This window comes from Corynebacterium yonathiae, assembly GCF_027570195.1.
In the GTDB taxonomy this organism is placed as follows: domain Bacteria; phylum Actinomycetota; class Actinomycetes; order Mycobacteriales; family Mycobacteriaceae; genus Corynebacterium; species Corynebacterium yonathiae.
Map to the genome: position 1 here is coordinate 17,016 of NZ_JAKMUZ010000010.1, position 24,010 is coordinate 41,025.

The 24,010-nt window shown below is 59.4% G+C and carries 21 protein-coding genes; 8 read left to right on the forward strand and 13 right to left on the reverse strand.

The genetic code is table 11. The annotated features are described in order from the left end of the window. Positions 1–38: 38 nt before the first annotated feature. Positions 39–1,229: a M20 family metallopeptidase gene (locus L8V22_RS06210; protein ID WP_238801200.1), complete on the forward strand. Its 1,191-nt coding sequence runs from the start codon at positions 39–41 to the stop codon at positions 1,227–1,229. 70 nt (positions 1,230–1,299) lie between these two features. Further along, entirely contained in the window at positions 1,300–2,727 is a 1,428-nt protein-coding gene (locus tag L8V22_RS06215) for an NAD(P)H-quinone dehydrogenase (protein WP_238801201.1), read from the forward strand. 70 nt (positions 2,728–2,797) lie between these two features. Here the strand turns inward: L8V22_RS06215 and L8V22_RS06220 are convergent, their stop codons facing one another. Beyond that, entirely contained in the window at positions 2,798–4,111 is a 1,314-nt protein-coding gene (locus L8V22_RS06220) for a short-chain fatty acyl-CoA regulator family protein (RefSeq protein WP_238801202.1), read from the reverse strand. Between the two features lie 167 nt (positions 4,112–4,278). Between L8V22_RS06220 and prpD the strand changes: the two genes are divergently transcribed. The 3 genes from prpD to L8V22_RS06235 are packed head-to-tail and all read left to right on the forward strand — an operon-like array spanning position 4,279 to position 7,894. After that, positions 4,279–5,790: a 2-methylcitrate dehydratase PrpD gene (gene prpD / locus L8V22_RS06225; protein ID WP_238801203.1), complete on the forward strand. Its 1,512-nt coding sequence runs from the start codon at positions 4,279–4,281 to the stop codon at positions 5,788–5,790. Continuing rightward, a complete protein-coding gene (gene prpB, locus L8V22_RS06230) occupies positions 5,790–6,722 on the forward strand; it encodes a methylisocitrate lyase (RefSeq protein ID WP_238801204.1) in 933 nt (310 codons plus the stop codon). The genes prpD and prpB overlap by 1 nt, the downstream gene beginning before the upstream one ends. Before the next feature lie 14 nt (positions 6,723–6,736). Continuing rightward, entirely contained in the window at positions 6,737–7,894 is a 1,158-nt protein-coding gene (locus tag L8V22_RS06235; RefSeq protein ID WP_238801205.1) for a bifunctional 2-methylcitrate synthase/citrate synthase, read from the forward strand. 87 nt (positions 7,895–7,981) lie between these two features. Here the strand turns inward: L8V22_RS06235 and L8V22_RS06240 are convergent, their stop codons facing one another. Genes L8V22_RS06240 through L8V22_RS06250 form a run of 3 tightly spaced genes read right to left on the reverse strand, consistent with a single transcriptional unit; the run spans position 7,982 to position 9,877 of the window. Continuing rightward, positions 7,982–8,665 carry a transglycosylase gene (locus L8V22_RS06240; protein WP_238801206.1) on the reverse strand — a complete coding sequence of 228 codons (684 nt, stop codon included), beginning with the start codon at positions 8,663–8,665 and terminating at the stop codon, positions 7,982–7,984. Positions 8,666–8,667: 2 nt separating this feature from the next. Beyond that, complete coding sequence (locus L8V22_RS06245; protein WP_238801207.1) at positions 8,668–9,522, reverse strand: ATP-binding cassette domain-containing protein; 855 nt, start codon at positions 9,520–9,522, stop codon at positions 8,668–8,670. After that, on the reverse strand, positions 9,509–9,877 hold the full coding sequence (locus L8V22_RS06250; protein WP_284767849.1) for a GntR family transcriptional regulator: 369 nt from the start codon (positions 9,875–9,877) through the stop codon (positions 9,509–9,511). Before L8V22_RS06250 ends, L8V22_RS06245 begins: the two co-directional genes overlap by 14 nt. Positions 9,878–10,237: 360 nt before the next feature. Between L8V22_RS06250 and L8V22_RS06255 the strand changes: the two genes are divergently transcribed. Further along, complete coding sequence (locus tag L8V22_RS06255) at positions 10,238–13,669, forward strand: pyruvate carboxylase (RefSeq protein ID WP_238801208.1); 3,432 nt, start codon at positions 10,238–10,240, stop codon at positions 13,667–13,669. A 171-nt stretch (positions 13,670–13,840) separates the two neighbouring features. Here L8V22_RS06255 and L8V22_RS06260 read toward each other — a convergent pair whose 3' ends face one another. From L8V22_RS06260 to L8V22_RS06290, 7 genes are all read right to left on the reverse strand, one after another. Continuing rightward, on the reverse strand, positions 13,841–14,965 hold the full coding sequence (locus tag L8V22_RS06260) for a DUF1648 domain-containing protein (protein ID WP_238801209.1): 1,125 nt from the start codon (positions 14,963–14,965) through the stop codon (positions 13,841–13,843). Continuing rightward, a complete protein-coding gene (locus L8V22_RS06265) occupies positions 14,962–15,339 on the reverse strand; it encodes a GntR family transcriptional regulator (RefSeq protein WP_238801210.1) in 378 nt (125 codons plus the stop codon). Before L8V22_RS06265 ends, L8V22_RS06260 begins: the two co-directional genes overlap by 4 nt. Before the next feature lie 140 nt (positions 15,340–15,479). Further along, positions 15,480–16,502: an ABC transporter permease gene (locus L8V22_RS06270; protein WP_238801211.1), complete on the reverse strand. Its 1,023-nt coding sequence runs from the start codon at positions 16,500–16,502 to the stop codon at positions 15,480–15,482. Beyond that, positions 16,499–17,080: an ABC transporter ATP-binding protein gene (locus tag L8V22_RS06275; protein ID WP_238801212.1), complete on the reverse strand. Its 582-nt coding sequence runs from the start codon at positions 17,078–17,080 to the stop codon at positions 16,499–16,501. The genes L8V22_RS06270 and L8V22_RS06275 overlap by 4 nt, the downstream gene beginning before the upstream one ends. A 42-nt stretch (positions 17,081–17,122) precedes the next feature. Next, on the reverse strand, positions 17,123–17,566 hold the full coding sequence (locus tag L8V22_RS06280) for a hypothetical protein (protein WP_238801213.1): 444 nt from the start codon (positions 17,564–17,566) through the stop codon (positions 17,123–17,125). A 23-nt stretch (positions 17,567–17,589) separates the two neighbouring features. After that, positions 17,590–19,353, reverse strand: coding sequence for an acetyl/propionyl/methylcrotonyl-CoA carboxylase subunit alpha (locus tag L8V22_RS06285; protein WP_238801214.1), 1,764 nt, complete (start codon positions 19,351–19,353; stop codon positions 17,590–17,592). 154 nt (positions 19,354–19,507) lie between these two features. Then, positions 19,508–20,371: a sulfurtransferase gene (locus tag L8V22_RS06290; protein ID WP_238801215.1), complete on the reverse strand. Its 864-nt coding sequence runs from the start codon at positions 20,369–20,371 to the stop codon at positions 19,508–19,510. 247 nt (positions 20,372–20,618) lie between these two features. Here L8V22_RS06290 and L8V22_RS06295 point away from each other — a divergent pair, with 247 nt between their 5' ends. Beyond that, on the forward strand, positions 20,619–21,680 hold the full coding sequence (locus L8V22_RS06295; RefSeq protein ID WP_238801216.1) for a Cj0069 family protein: 1,062 nt from the start codon (positions 20,619–20,621) through the stop codon (positions 21,678–21,680). An 86-nt stretch (positions 21,681–21,766) separates the two neighbouring features. Next, a complete protein-coding gene (locus L8V22_RS06300) occupies positions 21,767–22,690 on the forward strand; it encodes a DUF4282 domain-containing protein (protein WP_238801217.1) in 924 nt (307 codons plus the stop codon). 123 nt (positions 22,691–22,813) lie between these two features. On the opposite strand, the gene L8V22_RS06305 is transcribed toward L8V22_RS06300, so the two are convergent. After that, the gene (locus tag L8V22_RS06305) at positions 22,814–23,554 is read right to left on the reverse strand and encodes a hypothetical protein (protein WP_238801218.1); all 741 of its coding nucleotides are present in this window, start codon (positions 23,552–23,554) and stop codon (positions 22,814–22,816) included. 15 nt (positions 23,555–23,569) lie between these two features. Continuing rightward, the gene (locus L8V22_RS06310) at positions 23,570–23,986 is read right to left on the reverse strand and encodes a DUF3151 domain-containing protein (RefSeq protein WP_269966419.1); all 417 of its coding nucleotides are present in this window, start codon (positions 23,984–23,986) and stop codon (positions 23,570–23,572) included. Between the last annotated feature and the right edge of the window lie 24 nt (positions 23,987–24,010).

Genomic DNA, 24,010 nt, shown 5'->3' on the forward strand with positions numbered 1-24,010 from the left:
GCACCCAGACGTATTTCAACGACAGGGAAGGCACGCGGATGATCTCAGAATTCATCAACGAGTGGTTCAATGCCCACCGTGCGGAGGTCATCGCGTGGCGGCGCCATATCCACCGCCACCCGGAAACCGCGAATCAAGAGGTAGAAACCACCAACTTCCTAGCTTCTATCCTGCAGGACTACGGTCTGGAGCCCCAGCGCTTCCCACAGACCGGTCTGATGGTAGACATCGGCCCCGATACGGAACTGGGCCGATTAGCCTTTCGTGCGGATATTGATGCTCTGCCAGTCACCGAGGTTACCGGCCTGGAATATACCTCTGAGGTGCCCGGCAAGATGCATGCTTGTGGCCACGATGTGCACACGACCGTGGCGCTCGGCCTGGCCTGCGCGTTGGCGGATTTTCAGCGTGTCCACGACCTGCCGTTGGGTATTCGAGTCATCTTCCAACCGGCTGAAGAAGTGTGGGTCGGCGGTGCGACCGACGTTATTGAATGGGGCGCGCTGGAAGGGGTGCATTCCATTTTTGCCATCCACGCCGAGCCCAAGCTGCGCGTGGGGCGAATTGGCATTCGTGCTGGCGCGATTACCTCCGCTACTGACGTTGTGGAGCTTAAAATCAAGGGTCCGGGCGGGCATACCTCCCGTCCGCATCTTTCCGCCGACGTCGTCTATGCCCTGGGTAAGGTCATCACCGAACTGCCCGCGCTGCTCTCGCGTCGCGTTGATCCGCGCACCGGCACCGTTTTGGTCTTTGGCCAGGTCAACTCGGGGTATGCACCCAACGCTATTCCGGAGACCGGCAGCTTGACCGGCACCATGCGCACGGCCGATATTGGCATCTGGCGCGATATGCAAAGCCTCTTTAGCGAGCTGGTGGACCAAATCCTTGCGCCGGTAGGCGTAGAGCATGAGCTGACCTATCACCGCGGCGTTCCGCCGGTGCTTAACGACGACGTCGCAACCGCCCTGCTTGCCTCCGCCGCCCAATCCATCGACCCGCAGGCCGTGGTCCAAGCCCCGCAGTCCTCCGGTGGCGAGGACTTTTCCTGGTATCTGGAAAAGGTTCCTGGTTCCATGGCGCGGCTGGGCTGCTGGTCCGGCGAAGGCGAGCAGCATGACCTGCACATGGGCGATCTTATTGTGGACGAGCGGGCCATCGGCGTGGGTATCAAACTCTTCGGCGCCGTGGTTGAGCAGTTCATAGGGGAGAATGCGGAGACAGACTAACGCGCTTTAAGGGCCTACACGTTAGACTCGTAAGCGACTTTTAAAGTGGAGCCGATAAAGGAGCAAGTGCGTGTTGAACCAGACCAAGCGAATCGTCATCATCGGCGGCGGCCCGGCCGGCTATGAGGCTGCGTTGGCAGGTGCGAAATATGGTGCAGAAATCACCATTATTGAAGACCAAGGCATGGGCGGCAACAGCGTTATCTTGGACTGTGTTCCTTCCAAGTCCTTCATCGCTGGTGCCAATATCAAGACCGACCTGCGCCGTGCCGAGGATATGGAACTTAACCAGGGCATTGGCCAAGCCCATCTTTCCTTGACCGCACTGAATAAGCGCGTGCAGGACTTGGCAAGCAAGCAGTCCGCCGATATCCGCGCCACCGTGGAATCCTTGGGCGCACGCGTTATCGATGGCCGCGGCTACTTCCCAGAGGACCAGGAAGCCGATGCCTTTGGCGGTCACAAGGTCACCGCCGTCTTCAACGAGGATGGCCACGAAGAAACCATTAACGCAGACCTCGTCTTGGTAGCTACCGGCGCCACCCCGCGCGTGCTACCTGGTGCGCAGCCGGATGGTGAGCGCATCCTTACCTGGCAGCAGGTCTATAACCTCACCGAGCTGCCGGAGCACCTCATCGTCGTCGGTTCCGGTGTCACCGGTGCCGAGTTTGTCTCTGCCTTTGCGGAGCTAGGCGTCAAGGTCACTATGGTTGCCTCCCGCGACCGTATTTTGCCGCATGACGACGCCGACGCGGCCGACGTCCTCGAGACTGTGCTTAGCGAGCGCGGCGTTGAGCTGGAAAAGAACTGCCGCGTTGAAACCGTTAACCGTACCGAGGATGGCAATGTGCTGGTGACCACTCAGGACGGCCGCGAAATTACCGGTTCCCATGTCATCATGTCTATCGGCTCCATCCCGAATACCCAGGACTTGAAGCTGGAGAACGTTGGCGTGGAAACCGCCAAGTCTGGCCACATTCAGGTTGACCGCGTCTCCCGCACCAATATCGCCGGCATCTACGCCGCTGGCGACTGCTCTGACCTTTTCCCGTTGGCTTCCGTCGCCGCAATGCAGGGCCGCGTGGCCATGTACCACGCTCTCGGTGAGGGCGTTTCTCCGCTGCGCCTGAAGACCGTGGCCAACGCCGTCTTCACCCGCCCGGAAATCGCCGCCGTCGGTTTCACCCAGGCAGAGATTGAGGCCGGCGAAGTCGCCGCCCGCACCATCACCATGCCGCTCAATACCAACCCGCGAGCCAAGATGCGTTCCCTGCAGCACGGCTTTGTCAAGCTCTTCTGCCGCGCCACCTCTGGCCGCGTTATCGGCGGCGTCATCGTTGCGCCGACCGCCTCCGAGCTCATCCTGCCCATTGCCATGGCCGTGACGAACCAGCTCACCGTGAACCAGCTGGCCGATTCCTTCGCCGTATACCCGTCCCTGTCGGGCACCATCACCGAGGCTGCGCGACGCCTCGTTGCCCACGACGATCTGGAGTAAACGAAACCAATTCCTCTCTTCGCGCCCGCACTCGATAATCAGTCGAGATCGGGCGCTTTTTCATGCGCCGCTAAAAGGTGGAGTAAGAATGCTCGGCGGTGCGATTGAGTGAAACCTGGATGGCGCGATCCGCTTGAGGAAGAGCACGCTGGGGGCAATGCTCGCGCGGGCAAGCGGTACAACCAGGGCCGATAGGGGTGGCGGCGGATACGTCTAAATTAAGCGCATCGGCGTAGACAATGCGGTCGGCCTCAGAGATATCGCAGCCTAAGCCCACGGCGAACTCTTTGCGAGGGGTTCCCCAAGATTGTGCGGTTCCTTGCACAAAGCGGCCTATCCACAGGTAGGCGTGGCCATCTGGCATGGCGGCTACCTGGCGGGTGATGCGATTGGGCGTCTCAAAGGCGCGGTGGACTACCCATAATGGGCATGACCCGCCCGAGCGGGCGAAGTGGAAGGCGGTGGAGGATTGGCGCTTGGAGATATTCCCAGCGCGGTCGGTGCGGATGAAGGAAAAGGGCACGCCGGTAAGGCCTGGGCGCTGGAGGGTGGCCAGGCGTTGTGCGGTGGTTTCGAAACCGGTGCCAAAGTAGTTGCACAAAAGGTCGATATCGTAGCGGGTCTCCTCAGCCATCGACAGGAACAGTTGGTAGGGCGTGGTGACAGCGGCCGCGAAGTACTGTGCAAGCCCTAAGGTAGCTAGTTCTTGCGCCTCGCCGGCAGGAAGCTCGGAGACGAGGTTATCGCAGACATCGCGGTAGGCGAGCAGGCAGTATTGGAGCGCCATTTCAAAGACCAATTGGGCTTCGGAAAGGCCGTCACGAAGCGCAAGCTCCCGGGTGTCTGGATCGAAGTCGCGGCGTGGTCCCGGCCGGGAAAAGCGGACGGTAACGCCGAGATCCTCGTGCATGCGGGACGCTAAACGTCCGCGGCGTAGCACCCGGTCACCGAGCTGGCCGGCGAGCTCTTCAGCTAGGACATCGAGCTCGTGGATGTAGTTATGGGCGTCGTAGAAAAAATCACGGACGAGCTCAAAAGGGGAGCGCTCCCGCGCTGGGGCGCGGGTGGCGACATCGACGAAACGGGGCATGAGCTCCGGAAAGCGCGAGGCTAGGTCGGCCAAGGAGTCTTCGGCAGCGTCGGGAAAGATGCGGCGCAGGTCGGTGATGGTGCGCGTATCGCGGTCGTCGGCGAAGTATCCGGGATCCACGTCGAAGCGCTGTGACAGCTGCATGAGCACGGTGACGGTGAGCGGGCGTTGATCGTTTTCGAGCTGGTTGAGGTAGCTGGTTGATAGTCCCAACTGTTTGGCCATCGCTACCTGTGTTAGCCCCCGCTGCTTGCGCAGTGCATGGATTCGTGCCCCCGCATAATGCTTGGTCATCGGTTGCTGTGCCGCCTTTCGCCGCCATGAGCAGTTGAAATCACAAACTTTGCAGATTTCACTGACTCATTCCGCTAGATTACACACACCATACTTATAGCGCGTGACACATTCAAGCATTTAGTGTGATCCACAACGCATTTACAGAGTGGAGGAGGACCCATCTAGTGAAGAACCACGAGGTAAGAACCCATAAATCCGCCGAGGATTTCCCCTATGAGGAGCACCTGGCGTACAAGGTGGCAGAAGTAGCCGCGGATCCCGTAGAGGTTCCCGCCGAGACCACCGACATGATCATCAACCGCATCATTGATAATGCGGCCGTGGCCATGGCGTCCGTAGCGCGTGGCTCGGTAACCTCTGCCCGCGTTATGGCTCAGGCGCACCCGGTAAGTACGGGAGGGGCCACGGTATTTGGCGTGGACGGTACCTACTCGGCCGAATGGGCCGCGCTTGCCAACGGCACTGCTGTCCGCGAGCTGGATTATCACGATACTTTCCTGGCTGCCGAATACTCGCACCCCGGGGATAATATCCCGCCGTTGCTCGCTACTGCTCAGCATAAGGGGCTGAGCGGGCGAGACCTTATTCGAGGTATCGCTACCGGCTATGAAATCCAGGTCAACCTGGTGAAAGGCATGTGCCTGCACGAGTACAAGATTGACCATGTGGCACACCTCGGTCCCTCCGTGGCCGCCGGTATCGGCACCATGCTCGGACTAGATAAGGACACCATCTACCAGGCGGTGGGTCAGGCGCTGCACACCACTACCGCCACCCGGCAATCCCGTAAGGGTCTGATTTCCTCTTGGAAGGCCTATGCCCCAGCTTTCGCGGGAAAGATGGCCATTGAAGCCGTTGACCGGACTATGCGCGGCGAAGGTGCGCCGGCGCCCATCTGGGAAGGCGAGGATGGATTCATCGCGTGGATGCTGCATTCACCGGAGCGCACCTACACGGTCCCCTTGCCAGAGCTTGGCGAGGAAAAGCGCGCCATCTTGGATACCTATACCAAGGAGCACTCCGCTGAATACCAGGCCCAAGCGCCCATCGATATGGCCTTTGCGCTAAAGAAAACCTTGGCAGAAAAGGGCCTGCAGACTGCGGATATCGAGTCCATTGTTCTGCACACTTCGCATCATACGCACTATGTCATCGGTACCGGTGCCAATGATCCACAAAAGATGGATCCCTCCGCCTCCCGCGAAACGCTGGATCACTCCATCATGTACATCTTTGCCGTAGCCCTCGAGGATGGCGAGTGGGATCACGAGGCTTCCTATGCGCCTGAGCGAGCCAACCGCCCGGAGACCATCGAGCTGTGGCACAAGATTTCCACTGTCGAAGACCCCGAGTGGACCCGCCGCTATCACTCCAATGACCTGTCTGAAAAGGCCTTTGGCGGCAAGGCTGTGATCACTTTCAAAGACGGCACGGTGGTAGAAGATGAGCGCGCCGTTGCTGACGCCCACCCGCTTGGTGCCCGACCCTTTGCGCGCGAGCAATACATAGAGAAGTTCAGAAAACTCGCAAACGGCATCGTGGACGAGGCCGAACAAGAGCGCTTCCTCAACGCCGTCCAAAACTTGGAAAATCTCACTGACCTTACCGAGTTAAACGTGCGGGTGACCGATGCTCACCTCGCCGCCGCGCCCCAGAAACCGGAAGGACTCTTCTAATGGCTGGACTATTTGGCTCTTTGAAAACTCCGGCGGAAAAGCGCCAGCAATTCCGCGCCGACCTTGAATCCGGCACCATTACCCGATTGCCGGGCGCGTTCAATCCCCTGACCGCGCGCCTTATTCAGGATATCGGTGGTTTCGGCGGAGTTTATGTCTCCGGCGCGGTGCTGGCCAATGATTTGGGCCTTCCCGATATTGGCCTGACCACTTTGACTGAGGTGGCGCAGCGTTCGGGCCAGATTGGCCGCGCGACGGACCTGCCCGTGCTTGTCGACGCCGATACTGGCTTCGGCGAACCCATGTCCGCCGCCCGCACCATAGCCGCACTCGAAGACGCAGGCCTGGCCGGATGCCACCTGGAAGACCAAGTCAACCCGAAGCGCTGCGGCCACCTCGACGGCAAAGAAGTGGTGGACACAGATATTATGTTCCGCCGTATTAGCGCCGCGGTCAACGAGCGGCGCGACCCGAACTTCATTATCTGTGCCCGCACCGATGCCGCAGGAGTCAACGGCATCGATGACGCCATCGACCGTGCAAAGGCTTACGCCGATGCCGGTGCGGACCTTATCTTCACTGAGGCGTTGTATCAGCCAGCAGACTTTGAAAAATTCCGCGCCGCTGTCGACACCCCGTTGCTGGCAAATATGACCGAATTCGGCAAAACCGAGTTGCTTTCGGCGCAACAGCTAGAAGACCTCGGCTATAACGCAGTCATCTGGCCCGTCTCCACCTTCCGTGTGGCTATGGGCGCTACCGAAGATTTCCTGCGGGATATGCATGAAACCGGCTTGCAAACCGACTGGCTCGAGCGCATGCAACACCGTTCCCGCCTTTATGAGCTGGTGCGTTACGAGGAATACAACGACTTCGACAAATCCGTATTCACCTATTCCAAAGACACCTACCGTCCCACCTTCGAAAGCTAAGGAGAACTTACACCATGTCCGATAAGAACCAGACCCCCGAAATCCGTAAGGGCCTGTATGGCGTCGTCGTCGATGAGACTGCCGTGTCCAAGGTCGTTCCTGAGACCAACTCACTGACCTACCGCGGCTATCCCGTCCAAGAGCTTGCCCGCTATTGCTCCTTCGAGGAAGTGGCCTATCTGCTGTGGAACGGCAAGCTGCCGGGACAGGAATCCCTCATCCGCTTCTCTGCCCGCGAGAAAGCCCTGCGCCACTTGGAGCGCCATGTCATTGACCTCATTATGTCCATGCCGCTGTCGTGCCACCCAATGGACGTCCTGCGTACCGCCATTTCCTATATCGGTTCCCAAGACCCAGAGGAATACACCAAAGACTCTGAACATATCCGTCGCACCGCGCTTGAGCTAATGGCCAAGATTCCGACCATCATTGCTCTTGATATCCGACGCCGCCGCGGTGAAGGCTACATCCAACCTTCTCGCAAGAAGGGCTTTGCGGAGAACTTCCTGTGGATGGTCTTCGGTGATGAGGAAGGCTCCCCAGCTACCAACCGCGCCGATATCGAGGCCTTTGATAAGTCCCTCATCCTCTACGCTGAGCACTCTTTTAACGCCTCCACCTTCGCTGCCCGCGTGGTGACCTCCACTATGTCCGATACGTACTCCGCCATTGTTGCGGCCATCGGCGCTCTCAAGGGGCCATTGCATGGCGGTGCCAACGAGGCAGTTATGAAGAACTTCCTGGAGGTTGGCGATCCTGCCAAGGCCGAAGAATGGACCAAGAAGAAGCTGGCCAACAAGGAACTGGTCATGGGCTTTGGCCACCGCGTTTACAAAAACGGCGATTCCCGAGTTCCCACCATGGAGGCCGCCTTTAAGGAGCTGGCCGAACAACACGACCAGACCCAATGGATTGAAATGTACGACATAATGGCCAAGACGATGGAGGATAATACCTCCATCAAGATCAAGCCTAACCTCGATTTTCCCGCTGGCCCTGCCTATCACATCTTGGGTTTCGACATTGAATTCTTCACGCCAATCTTTGTCATGGCCCGCATTACCGGTTGGACCGCGCACATTGTGGAGCAGAACGAGAATAACTCACTTATTCGTCCGCTATCCGCGTATAACGGCGAGGAGCAGCGTTCGGTCCCGCCGAAGTCCTTCTAAAACGTGTCAGCTCCCTCACATTCCGGCACCGTCACGTTGGCCGGAGTGGGGGGCTGACATACTTGTCGGGGCTTTTCTGCGGTCGGGTTATGGCTGGATACGCCGCGCCAGGAGGTGAATTGCTGCGGTGCAGATAAGGACCGCTAAACCAGCGAAGAAAAACATGCCGGGCCATGGGGCGCCGATTTCTACAGCTCCAAATGATTCAGCGAGAGTAATCACGATGCCATCCGCTAGGAATAGGCCGACGATGATGCCGGCGATTAGTAGGAGCCGAACGAATAGGGAGCTTTGGTTTGCGCTACTTACTACCACACCGATGAGTGCGCCAATGTATCCGGTTATGAGGTGGCCACAGGCAAAGCTACCGAAGGTTGCCGCGTAGCAAAACGGAAGGCTGGCTTCTACAGCGCCGGGGGTGATTGCCCACGAAGAATTCGCGTACGCACCCGACTGCAGCGCGATGTAGTAAGCGGCCCAGGCGACGGCTCCAAAAATGAGCGCGGCTAGCCACAGCGTCGCGTGCATGCTGGTAAGCCATTGCCGGGGCCGCATCCCTAGACTGCGCAAGGAACGGTATTCGGTTGCGGCGAAGGCACAGTAGAGTCCCCACATAAAGACTGCGAAGATTCCCCAGCCGGTTGGATTGGCGCCGATGGCAGAGGGATCGCTGGGGACAGCATACGGGAGGACCCACAGCAAAACGACGATGATGCTTATCACGATGAGCGCTTTGGCGGCATTGAGGTTGAAGGTCTTCAGTAGCTTCATGACTAGGACTCCTCTTGTGGGGTGCGGGTGGATTCGTGGGCGCGGGAGACAAGGGAATCGATGAGCTGGCCGTCGTCAAGGTAGGAGACGGTGATTTGAGCGGCGGCTGCGGTATCGGCCGGGAACGGGGCCGGGCACCACGCGTGCACCTTGGAGGTGGAGCCAAGGGAGGAGTGGTGGAGGGGGAGGGCGTCGGCAAGTGCGAGTGCTTGCTCCACGTCCTTGGTGCTGCCGCTAATGACGGGGTAGTGCGGCCGTTGGGATTCCAGGTCGGTGGGTTTATTGACCGTGCCGTCGTGCACGGTAATGACGTGGTCAACCAGGCCGACGAGGTCTTCGGCGCGGTGGGAAGAAAGCACCAGCAGCCAGTCCGGGGTGCCGGAGGCGTGGGCGATGATGAGCTCGCGCAGGCGCGTGCGCGTTGGCGCGTCCAGGCCATTGAAAGGCTCATCGAGGAGGGTGATCGGCGTGCGCGCAGCCAGGGCAGTGGCACAGGCAACTAGTTGGCGCTGGCCGGTGCTTAAAGAGCGGTTCTTGCTGCGCTTGTCGACACCCACCTTATCCAACAGCTCCTCCGCATACCCCACGTCGAAACCCTCGCGCACATGCTGTGCGGCGCGCAGGTGCTGGGCCACGGTGGAACCGGAGAGCGAAATATCGGCGCCGGTGCGCGCAATCGCTACCTGTGGGGTATCGATGCTGCCCTTGGTAGGGAGGAATCCCGCTATCGTGCGCAGGAGCGTGGTCTTGCCAGCGCCATTGGGGCCGATAAGCCCATACATGCCGGCGGTGAGATCCAGGTGTGGCACGTGCAGGCGGCGCTTGCAGCTGACATTGTGCATATTAAGGTGCGTCATGATGGTCTCCTTCGGCTTCGATGAGGTCGGCGATATCGCTGGCGCTTAAGCCCAGCGCGGCTCCTTCCTTGAGGAGAGGCACGATGAAGTCTTCCCTGAGCGCCTCTTGGCGTTGGTGGCGTACCTTGTCGCGCGCGCCTTCGCGCACAAACATGCCCAGGCCGCGTCGCTTTTCCAGCAGGCCTTCCTCGAAGAGGACGGTTAGTGCCTTTGCGGAGGTAGTGGGGTTGACGGAATGGAAAGCTGAAAGCTCATTGGTACTGGGGGCGCGTTCTCCCTCGGGGAGTTCGCCGGAAATAATCATGTCTCTGATTCCTCCTGCCAGCTGTTGATAAATAGGCCGAGTATCGCTCATGGTGCGGCCTCTCGTGCATGCGACATGTGATTCCTTCCCTGGTGTATGGGTTTACCACCTATGTGGGTAACCATATAGCCGGGGAGGCGTTTGGTCAACAACGGTTTACTTGGGTACGCAGGTGTCCCCGCTGCATATTTTGTTGAGGTAAAAATTTGCAAGATTTACAGAATAGCTAACCCTGTTATTACTGGTCGGACTGCAGAAACCACCCGTTCAACGGTTTAAGCGCTGGATAGTGTGGCAAACTCCGCTTGAAAATGGGCAGACAAGGAAGGTTTCGATCTCTAAACTGAGATACGGATCACCCAAGAGGAGGTGCTGTATCGCAGTACCTTCCGAGTTGAAAGGAACACAGAAGTGGCTAATCCCGCGCTTCCATCGTTCAAAAAGATTCTGGTAGCCAACCGTGGCGAAATCGCCGTGCGTGCATTCCGTGCTGCCTTCGAGACCGGGGCAAAGACCGTCGCGGTCTATCCTCGCGAAGACCGAAACTCCTTCCACCGCGCCTTCGCGGATGAGGCCGTCCGCATCGGCGCCGAGGGGCAGCCGGTCAAGGCATACTTGGACATTGATGAGATTATCCGCGCCGCCAAGAAGGCCGAAGCGGATGCCATTTACCCCGGCTACGGATTCCTTTCGGAGCGCGCAGATTTAGCCCGTGCGTGTGAGGACAATGGCATTAAGTTCATTGGTCCGACCCCAAGCACGTTGGACCTCACCGGTGATAAGGCTGCTGCAGTTAGTGCGGCGAAGGAAGCTGGGTTGCCGACGTTGCAGGACTCGGAGCCATCGACGGACGTCGATAAGCTGGTCGAATATTCCAAGGACTTTAACTTCCCTGTCTTCGTTAAGGCTGTCGCCGGTGGCGGCGGGCGCGGCATGCGCTTCGTGGAATCTGAGGATCAGCTGCGCGAAAAGGCGGCCGAGGCTTCGCGCGAGGCGGAGGCGGCGTTCGGTGACGGCAGCGTGTACCTAGAGACCGCGGTCATCAAACCACAGCACATCGAGGTGCAGATTCTGGCCGATAGCCAGGGCAATGTGGTGCACCTCTTCGAGCGTGACTGCTCGGTGCAGCGCCGCCACCAGAAGGTGGTCGAGATTGCGCCGGCGCCGTCGCTGGATTCCGAGCTGCGTGACCGCATCTGCCAGGATGCGGTGAAGTTCTGTGAGCACATTAATTACGAGGGCGCGGGCACCGTGGAATTCCTCGTCGATGAGCGCGGCAATCACGTCTTCATTGAGATGAACCCGCGTGTGCAGGTGGAGCACACCGTGACCGAGGAAATTACCGGCGTAGATATCGTCAAGGCCCAGATGAATATCGCGGCCGGCGCTTCGCTGGAAGATATTCACCTCGCTCAGGACAAGATTTCCATTACCGGGTCTGCTCTGCAGTGCCGCATTACCACCGAGGACCCTAATAACGGTTTCCGTCCGGATACCGGCACGCTGACTGCGTATCGTTCGCCGGGCGGCGCTGGCGTGCGCTTGGATGGTGCAACCTCCGTGGGCGCAGAAGTATCGCCGAACTTCGACTCCCTGCTGGTGAAGATGACCTGCCGCGGCGTCACTTTCGAGCAGGCCGTGCAGCGCGCCCAGCGTGCGCTCAACGAGTTCACCGTCTCCGGCGTGGCCACCAATATCGGATTCTTGCGCGCCCTGCTGCGCGAGCCGGACTTCACTCAGACCCGCGTGGACACCGGATTCATCAATGCACACCCGCACCTGCTCAAGGCTCCGCCGGCAGTCGATGAGTCTGGTCGAATTCTCGAGTACATCGCGGAGACCACAGTTAATAAGCCCAACGGTAAGCGCCCGACGGCGCTGCGCCCCTTTGATAAGCTCCCCGAGCTAGACCTTTCCGAGCCGCTGCCGCGCGGTTCCCGAGATGACCTGCTCGAGTTTGGTCCGCAAAAGTGGGCGGAGAAGATCCGTCAGCAGAATGCGCTGATGGTTACGGATACCACCTTCCGCGACGCCCACCAGTCCCTGCTGGCTACCCGCGTGCGTAGTACCGCCCTGGTTTCTGCAGCCGAAGCCGTAGCCCGCATGACCCCGAACCTGTTCTCGGTCGAGGCATGGGGTGGTGCGACTTATGACGTCGCCATGCGCTTCCTCCACGAGGACCCTTGGGTCCGCCTGGACATGCTGCGCGAGGCTATGCCAAACCAGAACATCCAGATGCTCCTGCGCGGACGCAATACTGTGGGCTATACCCCGTACCCGGATTCGGTCTGCCGCGGCTTTGTCCAGGAAGCAGCCAAGTCCGGCGTGGACGTTTTCCGCATCTTTGATGCTCTTAACGACGTCTCCCAGATGCGCCCTGCCATCGATGCCGTCCTCGAGACCAATACCACCGTTGCTGAGGTGGCCATGGCGTACTCCGGTGACCTTTCGTCGCCGAAGGAGAACCTGTACACGCTGGATTACTACCTCAAGCTGGCCGAGCAGATTGTAGAGTCCGGAGCCCATATCCTTGCCATCAAGGATATGGCCGGTCTGCTGCGCCCTGAGGCCGCTTCCAAGCTGGTTATGGCGCTGCGCAAGGAATTCGACCTGCCGGTGCACGTGCACACGCACGATACCGCGGGCGGCCAGATGGCTACCTACTATGCGGCCGCCTTGTCCGGTGCCGACATCGTCGACGGCGCCTCCGCGCCGCTGGCCGGTACCACCTCGCAACCGTCGCTGTCCGCCCTTATCGCAGCGTTCTCCCAGTCCAAGCGCGATACCGGTATCGACCTGCAGGCCGTATCGGATCTCGAGCCCTACTGGGAAGCCGTGCGCCAGCTCTACGCCCCGTTTGAAAACGGCATCCCTGGCCCGACTGGTCGCGTGTACAAGCACGAAATTCCGGGCGGCCAGCTGTCCAACCTGCGTGCGCAGGCCGTTGCCCTCGGCTTGGCAGACCGCTTCGAGGTCATCGAGGATACCTACGCTGCAGTCAACGAGATGCTGGGCCGTCCGACCAAGGTCACCCCGTCCTCCAAGGTTGTGGGCGATCTTGCCCTTCACCTTGTCGGTGCAGGCGTAGACCCGAAGGACTTCGCTGCCAACCCCACCAAGTTCGATATTCCGGACTCCGTCAACCAGTTCCTCCGCGGCCAGCTCGGTACCCCTCCGGGCGGTTGGCCGGAGCTGCGCGATAAGGTACTCGATGGCCGCGAGGAAACCGGCGCCAAGGTGAGCGAGGTTCCTGCGGAAGAGCAACCGCATCTGGAATCCGATAACTCGGATGAGCGCCGCGCCAGCCTGAATCGCCTGCTATTCCCGAAGCAGTTCGAGGAATTCAACGAGTTCCGCCGCAAGTACGGCAACACCGAGGCACTGACGGATACCACCTTCTTCTATGGTCTTACCGAAGGCGAAGAAAAGGTCGTCCACTACTTCCCAGAGGACTCCACCGATCGCGCTGACCTCAAGCAGGTCGTAGTGCGTCTCGACGCCGTGGGTGAGCCGGACGAAAAGGGCATGCGTAACGTGGTTCTCAACGTCAACGGCCAGATCCGCCCGATGAAGGTGCGCGACGAGAACGCCGAATCCACGGTCGCTACCGTCGAAAAGGCCGACCCCTCCAACGAGGGCCACGTCGCCGCACCATTCGCCGGCGTGGTCAACCCCACCGCCAAGCCCGGCGACGAGGTGAAGGCCGGCGATCAAATCGCCGTCATCGAGGCGATGAAGATGGAAGCATCCATCTCCGCCACCAAGGATGGTGTGGTCGAGCGCGTGGCCATCGGCCAGGCCACCAAGGTGGAAGGCGGCGACCTCATCGCCGTCATCAACTAACTGACGCACGCCAGCGCCCCGCTTCCTTCGCGCAATCCTCTAGGAAGCGGGGCGCAGTGCTGTCTGCAGGCGGCTTTTCGCGAGTTTCGTCCATATAAACCACCAAAACCGTCGACGAAATCGGTGGTTTGTATGGACGAAAATCGTGATCTAGCCTGAATGCCAAAATTTTTAGCTGAGTATTAAAGGCAGCGCTATTGAGCCGACTAGAACCAGAAGTGTGATGGCGAGGAATGCCTTGGCCTGCCAGCGGGCGAAGTTGAACGACACGCCTGTGCCGAAGCGCTTATCCACTAGTACCGCCGGATCCTCTGGGTTGTAGTACATCACTCCCCATTTATAGAGATGGTCATTGTCCGGTGATTCTTTGCCTTCATCGGGAAAGCGGATTCCACGCAGTTGTTCAGATAATTGAGATTGTTTGTAGAGAAGAAATGCAACCAGTCCGATGCTGCCACCGATGGTAAGAACCAACATCGTGATAACGGCGGCGCCATTAAACCGCTGAAATTGCGGTACAGGGCCGGTTACTTGCATGAAGGCCATGCCGGCACACAAGAGCAGGGTGAGAACTCCCATTCCGGTATTCGTGAAGGCGAGGTTGGCCTCGTTGCGCAGTCGAGCTTTAATGCTGCGTTCTGAACGTGGGGATACCTCACTATGTGCGATAAAAGAGCAGATGATGGCGAAAAGCAAGAGCGTTCCTAAGGCGATGAAGGAGAGAGAAAATACGCTGCCGATATTCTTTTCGCTCCAATTATCCGCCTCCATGGAAGAATTCCAGTGCACAGGAACGGGGTCAGGAATATCGGACCAGTGGGAAGCGACGATGATGGCACCGGCCGCGATGCACAACAGGGAGGCGAGCATTGTTACCCACGGAAAAGTCGGCGTGGGGATGCCTTCGAATTCGGGTGTGCCATTGGCGTTGGTGGACACACGAGCAGCGATGGTGGTTTCAACCTCGTCGAACCAACCGCCGACCTTTTTCGCGGCGATGATGCGGCGGCGTTGAGAGATGTAGGCCCACAAGCCGCCGAGCGTTACCAAGAGGGACGGTACGGCGGCGAGGAGTGGCAATTTCCAGGCAAAGAGGGACAGAATTGTTGCCGTGATGCCGCAGCCCCAAGTACGGACCTTGTATCCAGCAAGAGCAGAGGTAACTGCACTATCGGAAAGGTAGTCCTTTGGCACGCGCACACCGAGCGGTGTGCCGGGCGAGGCGAGGGAGGGCGTTTGGGCCATAATCCAGGTAATAGCGAGAGTTGTGACGGCCATTAAAAGTGCGAAAATCATGACGATACTTCCAAGTGTTTAAGAGTGGAGCTGAGGTGGGTGTGGAGCTCATCTGGGCTAAAGCCTTGGGCACGGGCGAGCGCAACTACTCGGCCTAATTGCTCAGCTAGTTGTCTTTCTTGAGTCTCGGTGTGAGCGCCGGGTCTGACGATGGAGCCGGAGCGGCCGGCGGTTTCAATGAGGCCGTCAGAGACCAAGAGGTCGTACGCCTTCTTCACGGTGGCCGGGTTGATGCCTATGTCTTTGGCGACGCGGCGGACGGGGTCTAGCTTGTCACCATCAGAGAGCTGGCCGCGAGCTATGGCCAGTACTAATTCATCGTGAATTTGTTGGAAGACAGGGACATCCGAATCGGGGTTGAGGCTAATAAACATCTGTCACCTCCAATCTTTTTTCTGTATTACTTATAGTAACACAAACTGTATTATGTGGAGTAATACAGAATAATGCCAAAAAGAAATCCCCAGGTATGTGCATGTAATGCAGTGATGTACCTGGGGAAAGCGCAGGGCGACTAAAAGAAGAGGACCACGGTTATGGCCGCAATGCCGTAGCCACCGCGCAGGAAGTAACCGAAGACTTCGGGGGAGAATGAAGCGCCGAAGCCACCGGTGTCGATGATGTTCATGGTGGTCACTCGCGCGGGGCGGGAGCGCTTGAAGGAGGCATAGGTAAGTCCTAAACAGCACGCGGCGAGTACGAGTATCGGCAGCTTCCACACGGCGGCGATGAAGGCGGTACCGAGAACGGCGGCACCTGCTGTCGCGGTCAAGGGAAGTCCCCAGTCGGGCCAAGCACCGTCGATGATGCGGCCAAAGGATGCGGCGCGGCCGGTGGCGGCGCCGACGATGGTCCATGCGCCAGAGAATCCAATGAGGGCAAGGCTGCCAAGCTGTGGTGCTAGTCCTAGGGTTAGGCCCATGACGGCGACCGCGCCGAGCGGGATGTACCAGCGGCGGTATAGGCGCCGGAAAAAGAGGCGGCTGGGCGACGCCGTGGCGCGCGAGCTGGGGCGCAGGCGGGCCGACTGGGAGGCGATGGCATCGGCAGAAACCTCAGAATCCAAAAGCCCAAAGGAGGACGAGCCGACGGCACGGGTGCGGCCCGCACGAAGAAGCGAGGCGAGATTAAAGGAACGCCAGCCGATCGCAATGCGCAGCAAGGGCAGGGCCATCGCCGCATAGAACGGAAGGTGCAGCGACGTGCACAGGGCTAGGCCGAGGAGACTTACGCCGGCGAGCTGGGCAATGGACAGCTTATCGACGCCCCGCATACGCCCCCGCGGCCTATCCACATAGACCCACCGGCCCAGGGAAAGGCTGCGCAGCGGATAGAGCGCCTCGAGGAGAACGATGAGGGCGAGGGAGCCGAACGCAGCGCCGATGGTCGCAGTGGCGGGCAGGGACGCGGCGGTGCGCTGCGCGAGCGAGGGCAAAACCTCGGCGGCATTCTGCCAAGCGTAGACACTGACGCTCGCGATGAGCGCCGCGATGAAGGCGTAATAGATAGCTGAAGAGGCGTGGGATAAAAGCTTCATGAAATCTCCACCACTTCATCACAGGCATCGAAGATGGCCGGGGAGTGGGAGGCCAGCACTACACAACGGCCGTCGTCGGCGAGGTGGCGCAGCTCCTCGGCCAAGAAGGCGGTCCAGGTGTGGTCAAGGTGGCGCTCGGGTTCGTCGATAAGCAGAGCCTTGGCAGGCTGATAGAGCTGGGCGGCGAGGTAAACGCGCTGGCGCTGGCCAGAAGAAAGGTCGCTGACCGCGGAGTTTAGGATGGCGTCGTCGATGGCCCAAAGTTCATGAACCTCGGCAAAGTCCACGCCGGAGCGGCGCGAAAGCAGGGTGAAGTGCTCGCCGACGGTGAGGTCAGGCAAGAAGACCGGATCCGCAACTGCGATGACGGAGCCGGCGGCCTCTGCGTTGCCGGGTGCGGCACCGTCGATGGTAACGGTGCCCTCGAGTGGGGCAATTTCGCCGCTCAAGGTCTGCAGCAGCGTAGATTTACCCGCACCATTGGGGCCCTTCAAGCCGTATACGCGCCCGGTGTCGAAGGTGCGATTCAGGCGCCCTAAAGCGGTGGAATGTCCATAAGTTGCATCTATTTTCAGCATCGTAGCTAGGTTAGCAGGAGGGCGGCCGGACCTAGGGGCGAGCTAGAAGCGGCGGAAGAACTTGCCGGGTGCGAGTTCCTCGAATCCGGGCAGGGCCGTGGCAGAAGAGATGCCGGGGGCAGTCTGCTCGGCCGCGAGGTCGATGGCGTTGGTAATAAGCAACTCGCGGGCGGCGGGGTCATCGCTGGAGACGATGAGCTCGGGAATGTCCTCGGGGTCGAAGGGGGTGAGCCAGGTGGCGTCGTCAAGCGGGTGCGCCGAGGGATCGCCCAAGAAAGCTGGGCCTTTGTCGGCGGCGGGGTAGTAGCGCAGGAGTGCGGCGCCGCGGGGAGCAACGGTGGGGTCCTCGTTGGCGGCCATGGGTAGGGCGATGACCCCGCCGTCCACAATGGGGGACCAGTCCGCAATATAAGAAGGGAAGAGGCCCGTAAGATAGTCGCGGTCCTCTTCCTTGGCCAAGCGCACGCCGAGGGAAGAATCAGTCATTCTTCCAAGGCTAGCGGGGCAGGCTACTTGATTTCCAGCAGTACGCTGCCCTTGGTGGTAGAAGCGCCAGCTTCTACGGCCAAGCCGGTAACGGTGCCGGCTTTATGTGCCTTGACGGGGTTTTCCATCTTCATGGCCTCGAGCACGAGGAGGACTTCGCCTTCGGCGACCTCTTGGCCTTCTTCGACGTTGACCTTGATGACCGTGCCCTGCATTGGGGAGGCAACGGCGTCGCCGGATACGGCGGCCTTGGCGCCAGAGCCCTTACGCTTCTTCTTTTTGCGTGGGGTGCCGTTGGCGCCGAAGGAGGCAGGGAGGGCAACCTCGATGCGGCGGCCGTCGATTTCCACGGTGTGCACCTGGGAAGGCTCTGCGTCGGCTGCCTCGGCATCGGTGGACTCATCGTGGGCGGGCAGCTGGTTATCCCATTCCTCTTCGATCCACTTGGTGTAGACGCCGAAGTTGCCGTCTTCTGCAGCGAAGGCGGGGTCAGCAACGACAGCCTGGTCAAACGGGATAACGGTGGGGAGGCCCTCCACCGTGTACTCGGATAGGGCGCGGGCGGAGCGGCGCAGCGCGGTCTCGCGGTCTGGCCCCCAGACGATGAGCTTGGCCAGCATGGAATCGAACTGGCCACCAATGACGGAGCCCTGGATGACGCCAGAATCTACGCGCACGCCCGGACCAGCTGGTTCGGAGTATTTCACGATGGTGCCAGGAGCCGGCATGAAGTTTGCCGCGGCATCCTCACCATTGATGCGGAACTCGAAGGCATGACCACGTGGGGTGGGGTCTTCCTGCAGGGAGAGCTCGTGGCCCTCAGCGATGCGGAATTGTTCGCGTACGAGGTCGAGGCCGGTGGTTTCTTCGGAGACTGGGTGCTCCACCTGCAGGCGAGTATTGACCTCAAGGAAGGAAATGAGGCCATCGGCGCCCACCAGATACTCAACGGTGCCGGCGCCGTAGTAGCCGGCCTCGCGGCAGATGCGCTTGGCAGACTCGTGGATGGAAGCGCGCTGCTCATCGGTAAGGAAGGGGGCTGGCGCTTCTTCTACTAGCTTCTGGAAGCGGCGCTGCAGGGAGCAATCGCGCGTGCCGACGACAACTACGTTGCCGTGCTTATCCGCCAGCACCTGGGCCTCGACGTGGCGGGCGCGGTCCAGGTAGCGCTCCACGAAGCACTCACCACGACCGAAGGCGGAGGTAGCCTCGCGGGTAGCGGATTCAAAGAGCTCGGGGATTTCCTCTGCGGAGTAGGCCACCTTCATGCCGCGGCCGCCGCCGCCAAAGGCAGCCTTGATGGCAACGGGAAGGCCGTATTCCATGGCGAAGGACTGCACCTCATCGGCGCCAGCCACCGGATCCTTAGTACCCGGGGCCATAGGGGCCTCGGCGCGCTCGGCGATGTGCCGCGCGGTGACCTTATCGCCCAAGTTGCGGATGGACTCAGGAGAGGGGCCAATCCAGGTCAATCCGGCGTCGATGACGGCCTGGGCAAAGTCGGCGTTTTCAGATAAGAAGCCGTAGCCGGGGTGAATGGCATCCGCGCCGGATTTTTCTGCGGCATCTAGGATCTTGTCAAAGACGAGGTAGGACTCGGCAGAAGTGGTGCCGCCGAGGGCAAAGGCTTCGTCGGCAAGCGAGGCAAAGGGCGCCTGGGCATCTGGCTCGGCGTAGACGGCGACGGAGGCAATGCCAGCGTCGCGGGCCGCGCGGATCACGCGAACGGCGATCTCACCGCGGTTCGCCACGAGAACCTTAGAGATCTTTTTGGTTTCTACTGCCACGGCAGCAACCTCCTGAACACATTAGGTTGAATACGCAATCTATTCTTGCACACAAAAGCATGAGTTAATTTTCACGCACGCAAGGGGGACATTTTTGAACAAAAATAAACCCACATCCAGTGTGGACATGGGCTTATACGGCTAAACCGAAAAACTAACGCTCAATCGGCATTTTCACCATATTGCCCCACTCAGACCACGAACCATCGTAGACCTGCGCCTTTGTGAATCCCAAAAGATGCGTCAGCACAAACCACGTATGCGCGGCTTGGGCGCCCACGTGGGAATAGAGGATTGTGGCAGACTCAGGCTCCAACATTCCGTAGTTGACCCTGAGTTCCTCGGCCGAGCGGAAGCAGGAGTTGGGGTAGGTGGAACGATCCCACTCGAGGTTGATCGCGCTAGGGATATGGCCGTGGCGCATGGTAGTGCCGTAGGCGGAATCACCATTGGGATCGTGTTCGGTGGCCTCGCCCGCAAACTCTTCTGGGCTGCGGGTGTCTACGAGCGTGCCTTCGGTCTCGCGCACCTGATCTACGAAGGTACGCAGCATGGAGTCATCGCGGCTTACCTCGGGATATTCGGATGCGGGGAAGTCTGGAACCATGAAGGAAGTATCGCGTTCCTCGGCCATCCAGGCATTGCGGCCGCCATCGAGCAGGCGAACGTCCTTGTGCCCGAAGAGGGTAAATACCCACAGGGCGTAGGCAGCCCACCAATTGGACTTGTCGCCGTAAAGAACAATCGTATCGTCGGCGTTAATGCCCTTCTCCCGCATTAGGGAAGTGAATTCTTCTCCGTCGATGAAATCACGGGTAAGTGGGCTAAGTAGTTCCGTGCGGAAGTTAATGCGGGTAGCAGTAGGGATATGGCCAATGTCATAGAGGAGCGAGTCTTCATCCACCTCAATAACGCGCAGGCCTTTGATGCCTAGGCGTGCGGACAGCCACGGTGCAGACACGAGGCGTTCGGGATGTGCGTATTCCTGGAATGGGGGATAGGGATCAACGTCAGCCACTGTCCGCCTGCCTTTCCTATAAGGGTCAATAATTCGCTCCCACCACTTTAACCCGATTTTTCCCGTGGTGATCACTCGGGGACCATTCCTGTGGGGTGGGAGACAGGCTTCGGCCGGGGACGGCGAGTGGCGGCCGGCGGGGTTGAAAAGAGGGGGCAGTAGGGTGCGCGGAGTAAGAAAGCCTGGGATAAACTCGGGATATGGTGCGACAACGTGCTATGAACACCACCTAAGAAGGGAACTGCAAGTGCAGAAAGCAATCGTTGTATTCGAGGTAGAGGGCGGCTCCGATAAGGGCGCAGATGGTCACCGCAAGGACACCATGCCGATCGTCAATGCGATCAAGGAACAAGGCTGGGAAGCCGAGGTTATCTACTTCCATCCAGATAAGACTGAGGAGATCTATGCCCAGGTCTCTAGCAACTTTGACGCTTATATCTCCCGCGTCAACCCAGGGAATATCCCCGGCGGAGAAAAGGGCTACTTCGAATTGCTCACCAAGCTGGCAGACGCTGGCCTGGTAGGTATGTCCACTCCGGCGGACATGATGGCCTATGGTGCCAAGGACGCACTGGTCAAGCTCAAAGACACCCCGCTAGTGCCGGACGATACTGCCGCGTACTACGAGGTGGAAGAGCTGCATAATACCTTCCCTACCTCCTTGTCCTATGGCGAGCGCGTGCTCAAGCAAAACCGCGGCTCTACTGGTGAGGGAATCTGGCGCGTACGCCTGGCGGATCAGGAGCTTGCCCAGTCCGTGGAACCGGGCACTGCGCTTCCGCTCGATACCGCTTTGAAGTGCACCGAGGCAGTGGATAACCAGACCCATGACTACCAGCTGGGCGCTTTCATGGACTTCTGTGACCAGTACATTGTGGGCGATAACGGCATGCTGGTGGATATGCGCTTTATGCCGCGCATTGTAGAGGGCGAAATCCGCATCCTGCTCGTGGGCAATGAGCCGGTATTCATTGTGCACAAGAAGCCAGCGGAAGGCGGCGATAACTTCTCCGCAACGCTCTTCTCCGGTGCGAAGTACACCTACGATAAGCCGGAATCCTGGCCGGAGCTGCTGGAGATGTTCGACAAAGCTCGCCCCGTTATCGCTGAAAAGCTCGGCGATACCAAAGATGTTCCGCTGATCTGGACTGCGGACTTCATGCTTGACGACGCCCCCGATGGCACCGATACCTACGTTCTCGGCGAAATCAACTGCTCCTGCGTTGGCTTCACTTCCGAGCTGGATATGGGCATCCAAGAAAAGGTTGCCGCCGAAGCAATTCGTCGCGTTCAGGACGCGAACGCCTAACGTTCGCTGTATCCTGCCAGATAGCCCCACGGGTGACCGTGGGGCATTTCCTACGATCCCCTAAAACCATTTTTAAGGACCAGATTATGGCTGATAATGACTTCAACTCCGACGGTTTCCGCAAGGGTTTCTCGCCGCGCGATTTTTCCGAAGCTCCGCGTCATCGCGCCCAGGATGCTGCGAAAAACGCTGAGGGTACCAACACCGCAGAGGTGAATGAGACCAAGGAGTTAGGTTCTTTCGATATAGGTGAAACGAAGTCATTTGGTCACACTGATCAGTCTGGCGATTCTGGAAACCCGCAGGATCTTTCTTCTCAGAAGCCAGCCGAGGGGGATAGTTCGGCTGCTACTGCGGCATCTTCAAGTACCGGCAACTCCGATTTCTGGGCCACGCAGTCTTCCACCGCAGGTCAGGGTGCTGCCTCCCGTGCACACAACCCATTCACGGATTCGGTATCAACGGACGCTGCTGCGGACGGAAACCAATTCGGTTCCGCCCAGACCACGAACGAGCAACCGGCTTTTGGTGGCTACGCCCAACAGCAGAGCACGAGCCAAGGATTCGGAGAGTTCCCTTCGGGCAGCGATGCGACTACCGGTTCTGGCCAGGTTCTTGGTAGTAAGAACAGCCGGATGAGCGGTGCTCTCAAGAGCTTGGGCAAAAAAGACGGGCTCTTGGGTGGACTTTTTGAATTCGAGTTCAAGCACTTCCTGACCATCACCCACGTGAAGGAAATCTATAAGGTCGCCATGATTCTTGGTGGAATCATGTGGATTCTTCACCTTCTCGGCGCCTTCTTATTCGCTACCGCTATGGGCATTTATGGCATCAGTGAAGACTCCGTGTCCGCCATCTTCGGAAGCATCTTTGCTTTCATCTTCCTAGCAGTCCTGTGCACCATTATCTACTACGCCTTTATGGTGGCTATCAGGCTGTTCCTAGAGGCCATGGTGGCAAACGTGCGGATTGCCCAAAACACTGGTGATATTCTCGACAAAATGGACTAAACTTTTGCGATGAGTGGCTCGCTGAACAAGGCGAGTAGCACAGCAAGAAACGACACACGCCCCGGCAGATTGAGCTGGGGCGTGTGTCGTACAGCCCTAGGCCTTATGTGGGCTGGCTAAAGGCTAATCGTAGGTTCCGAGCTGGTAACTGGGAAGATCAACCCACATCTTGTTGAATTCCTCGACTTCACCAGAAATTGGTGCAATGGTGTCGCCTTGTGCCTGCAAGCGCACGGTGTGGTGCGCGGTAATGCCCTCCGCGGTTGAGCGGCTGCGCTCTCCCCAGGTGAAGTCGACTTGGTCGTCTGAGACTGGGGTGACGGTTTCTACCTTTTCGAAGACGGACATGTCCTTGGCCGGAGCGCCGTTGACATAGAGGGCGAGCCCATCAACCATTGAGGCGCCGGTGCCTGCCGGACCTTCCACATCGCCCAATGAGCCGCGGAAAATGATCCAGCTAATCGTGGCGCAGGGGTCGTAGCCGTTCTCTATATTGCCGATCCAAAAGTTGAAATCGCTGCCATCGTCAGCGGGCATGCGCCCAGGTGCGGTGCCAGAGGCATAAACCTGGCGGGGATCGTTGGGCAGTTCCGTGCATTCGCGGTCTTTGCCTTTTTCCTGCTGTTGCGTGGTTGTCTCATCGGCCTCGTCGGTGGAGTCTGCCGGGGCCGGCGCCTTCGTAGAAGCGGCACCATCCCCGTCGGACGCTTCAGACTCGGCCGGCGCTTGGCTGGAAAAGACCGGCTGCTCGGAGGAAGAAGAATCCTCTTGGGAACGGCAGGCGCTAAGCGTTAGTGGCAGGGAGGTGGCAAGTAGTAGGGCAGCAGAGAATCGCCGCAAGCGGCGAGGTGGCACGGCAGGCATGGCGGCTCTCCAGGTCTAGTCGAGGAGGGTGGCAACGCTGTCTGGGTCGGCGTCGGAAAGCATTTGGCGAATGCGGTCATACTCGTCGTCCTCGCCGATGGCCTTGGCAGCGTGGCCGAGTGCAGCGATGGCGCGCAGAACGCCCTGGTTCGGCTTGTGGGAGAAGGGGACAGGACCCCAGCCCTTCCAACCATTGCCGCGCAAGCGATCCAGGCTGCGGTGGTAGCCCGTGCGCGCGTAGGCGTAGGCGGTGATGAAAGCAGAAGGCTCGGAGCCTTCCTGCTGCTTGAGCTCCTGCTCCGCCAGCAGTGCCCACAGCAGCGGGGAATCGGGGTGGGCAACGATGCCGGCGGCAAGATCCGAAGTGGAATCCGCGCCGGGATCGGCCGGCAACTCAATGGGTTTCGGGGCAAGCATATCTTTCATTTCCATGCCACCCCACTGTAGCGGTGTGGG

Excerpts from the sequence above, each read along its gene's own strand:
- L8V22_RS06210 (WP_238801200.1), top strand. The coding sequence starts at position 39 with ATGATCTCAGAATTCATCAACGAGTGGTTCAATGCCCACCGTGCGGAG.
- L8V22_RS06220 (WP_238801202.1), bottom strand. The coding sequence starts at position 4,111 with ATGACCAAGCATTATGCGGGGGCACGAATCCATGCACTGCGCAAGCAG.
- prpB (WP_238801204.1), top strand. The coding sequence starts at position 5,790 with ATGGCTGGACTATTTGGCTCTTTGAAAACTCCGGCGGAAAAGCGCCAG.
- L8V22_RS06235 (WP_238801205.1), top strand. The coding sequence starts at position 6,737 with ATGTCCGATAAGAACCAGACCCCCGAAATCCGTAAGGGCCTGTATGGC.
- L8V22_RS06240 (WP_238801206.1), bottom strand. The coding sequence starts at position 8,665 with ATGAAGCTACTGAAGACCTTCAACCTCAATGCCGCCAAAGCGCTCATC.
- L8V22_RS06245 (WP_238801207.1), bottom strand. The coding sequence starts at position 9,522 with ATGACGCACCTTAATATGCACAATGTCAGCTGCAAGCGCCGCCTGCAC.
- L8V22_RS06250 (WP_284767849.1), bottom strand. The coding sequence starts at position 9,877 with ATGAGCGATACTCGGCCTATTTATCAACAGCTGGCAGGAGGAATCAGA.
- L8V22_RS06260 (WP_238801209.1), bottom strand. The coding sequence starts at position 14,965 with ATGATTTTCGCACTTTTAATGGCCGTCACAACTCTCGCTATTACCTGG.
- L8V22_RS06265 (WP_238801210.1), bottom strand. The coding sequence starts at position 15,339 with ATGTTTATTAGCCTCAACCCCGATTCGGATGTCCCTGTCTTCCAACAA.
- L8V22_RS06270 (WP_238801211.1), bottom strand. The coding sequence starts at position 16,502 with ATGAAGCTTTTATCCCACGCCTCTTCAGCTATCTATTACGCCTTCATC.
- L8V22_RS06275 (WP_238801212.1), bottom strand. The coding sequence starts at position 17,080 with ATGCTGAAAATAGATGCAACTTATGGACATTCCACCGCTTTAGGGCGC.
- L8V22_RS06280 (WP_238801213.1), bottom strand. The coding sequence starts at position 17,566 with ATGACTGATTCTTCCCTCGGCGTGCGCTTGGCCAAGGAAGAGGACCGC.
- L8V22_RS06300 (WP_238801217.1), top strand. The coding sequence starts at position 21,767 with ATGGCTGATAATGACTTCAACTCCGACGGTTTCCGCAAGGGTTTCTCG.
- L8V22_RS06305 (WP_238801218.1), bottom strand. The coding sequence starts at position 23,554 with ATGCCTGCCGTGCCACCTCGCCGCTTGCGGCGATTCTCTGCTGCCCTA.
- L8V22_RS06310 (WP_269966419.1), bottom strand. The coding sequence starts at position 23,986 with ATGGAAATGAAAGATATGCTTGCCCCGAAACCCATTGAGTTGCCGGCC.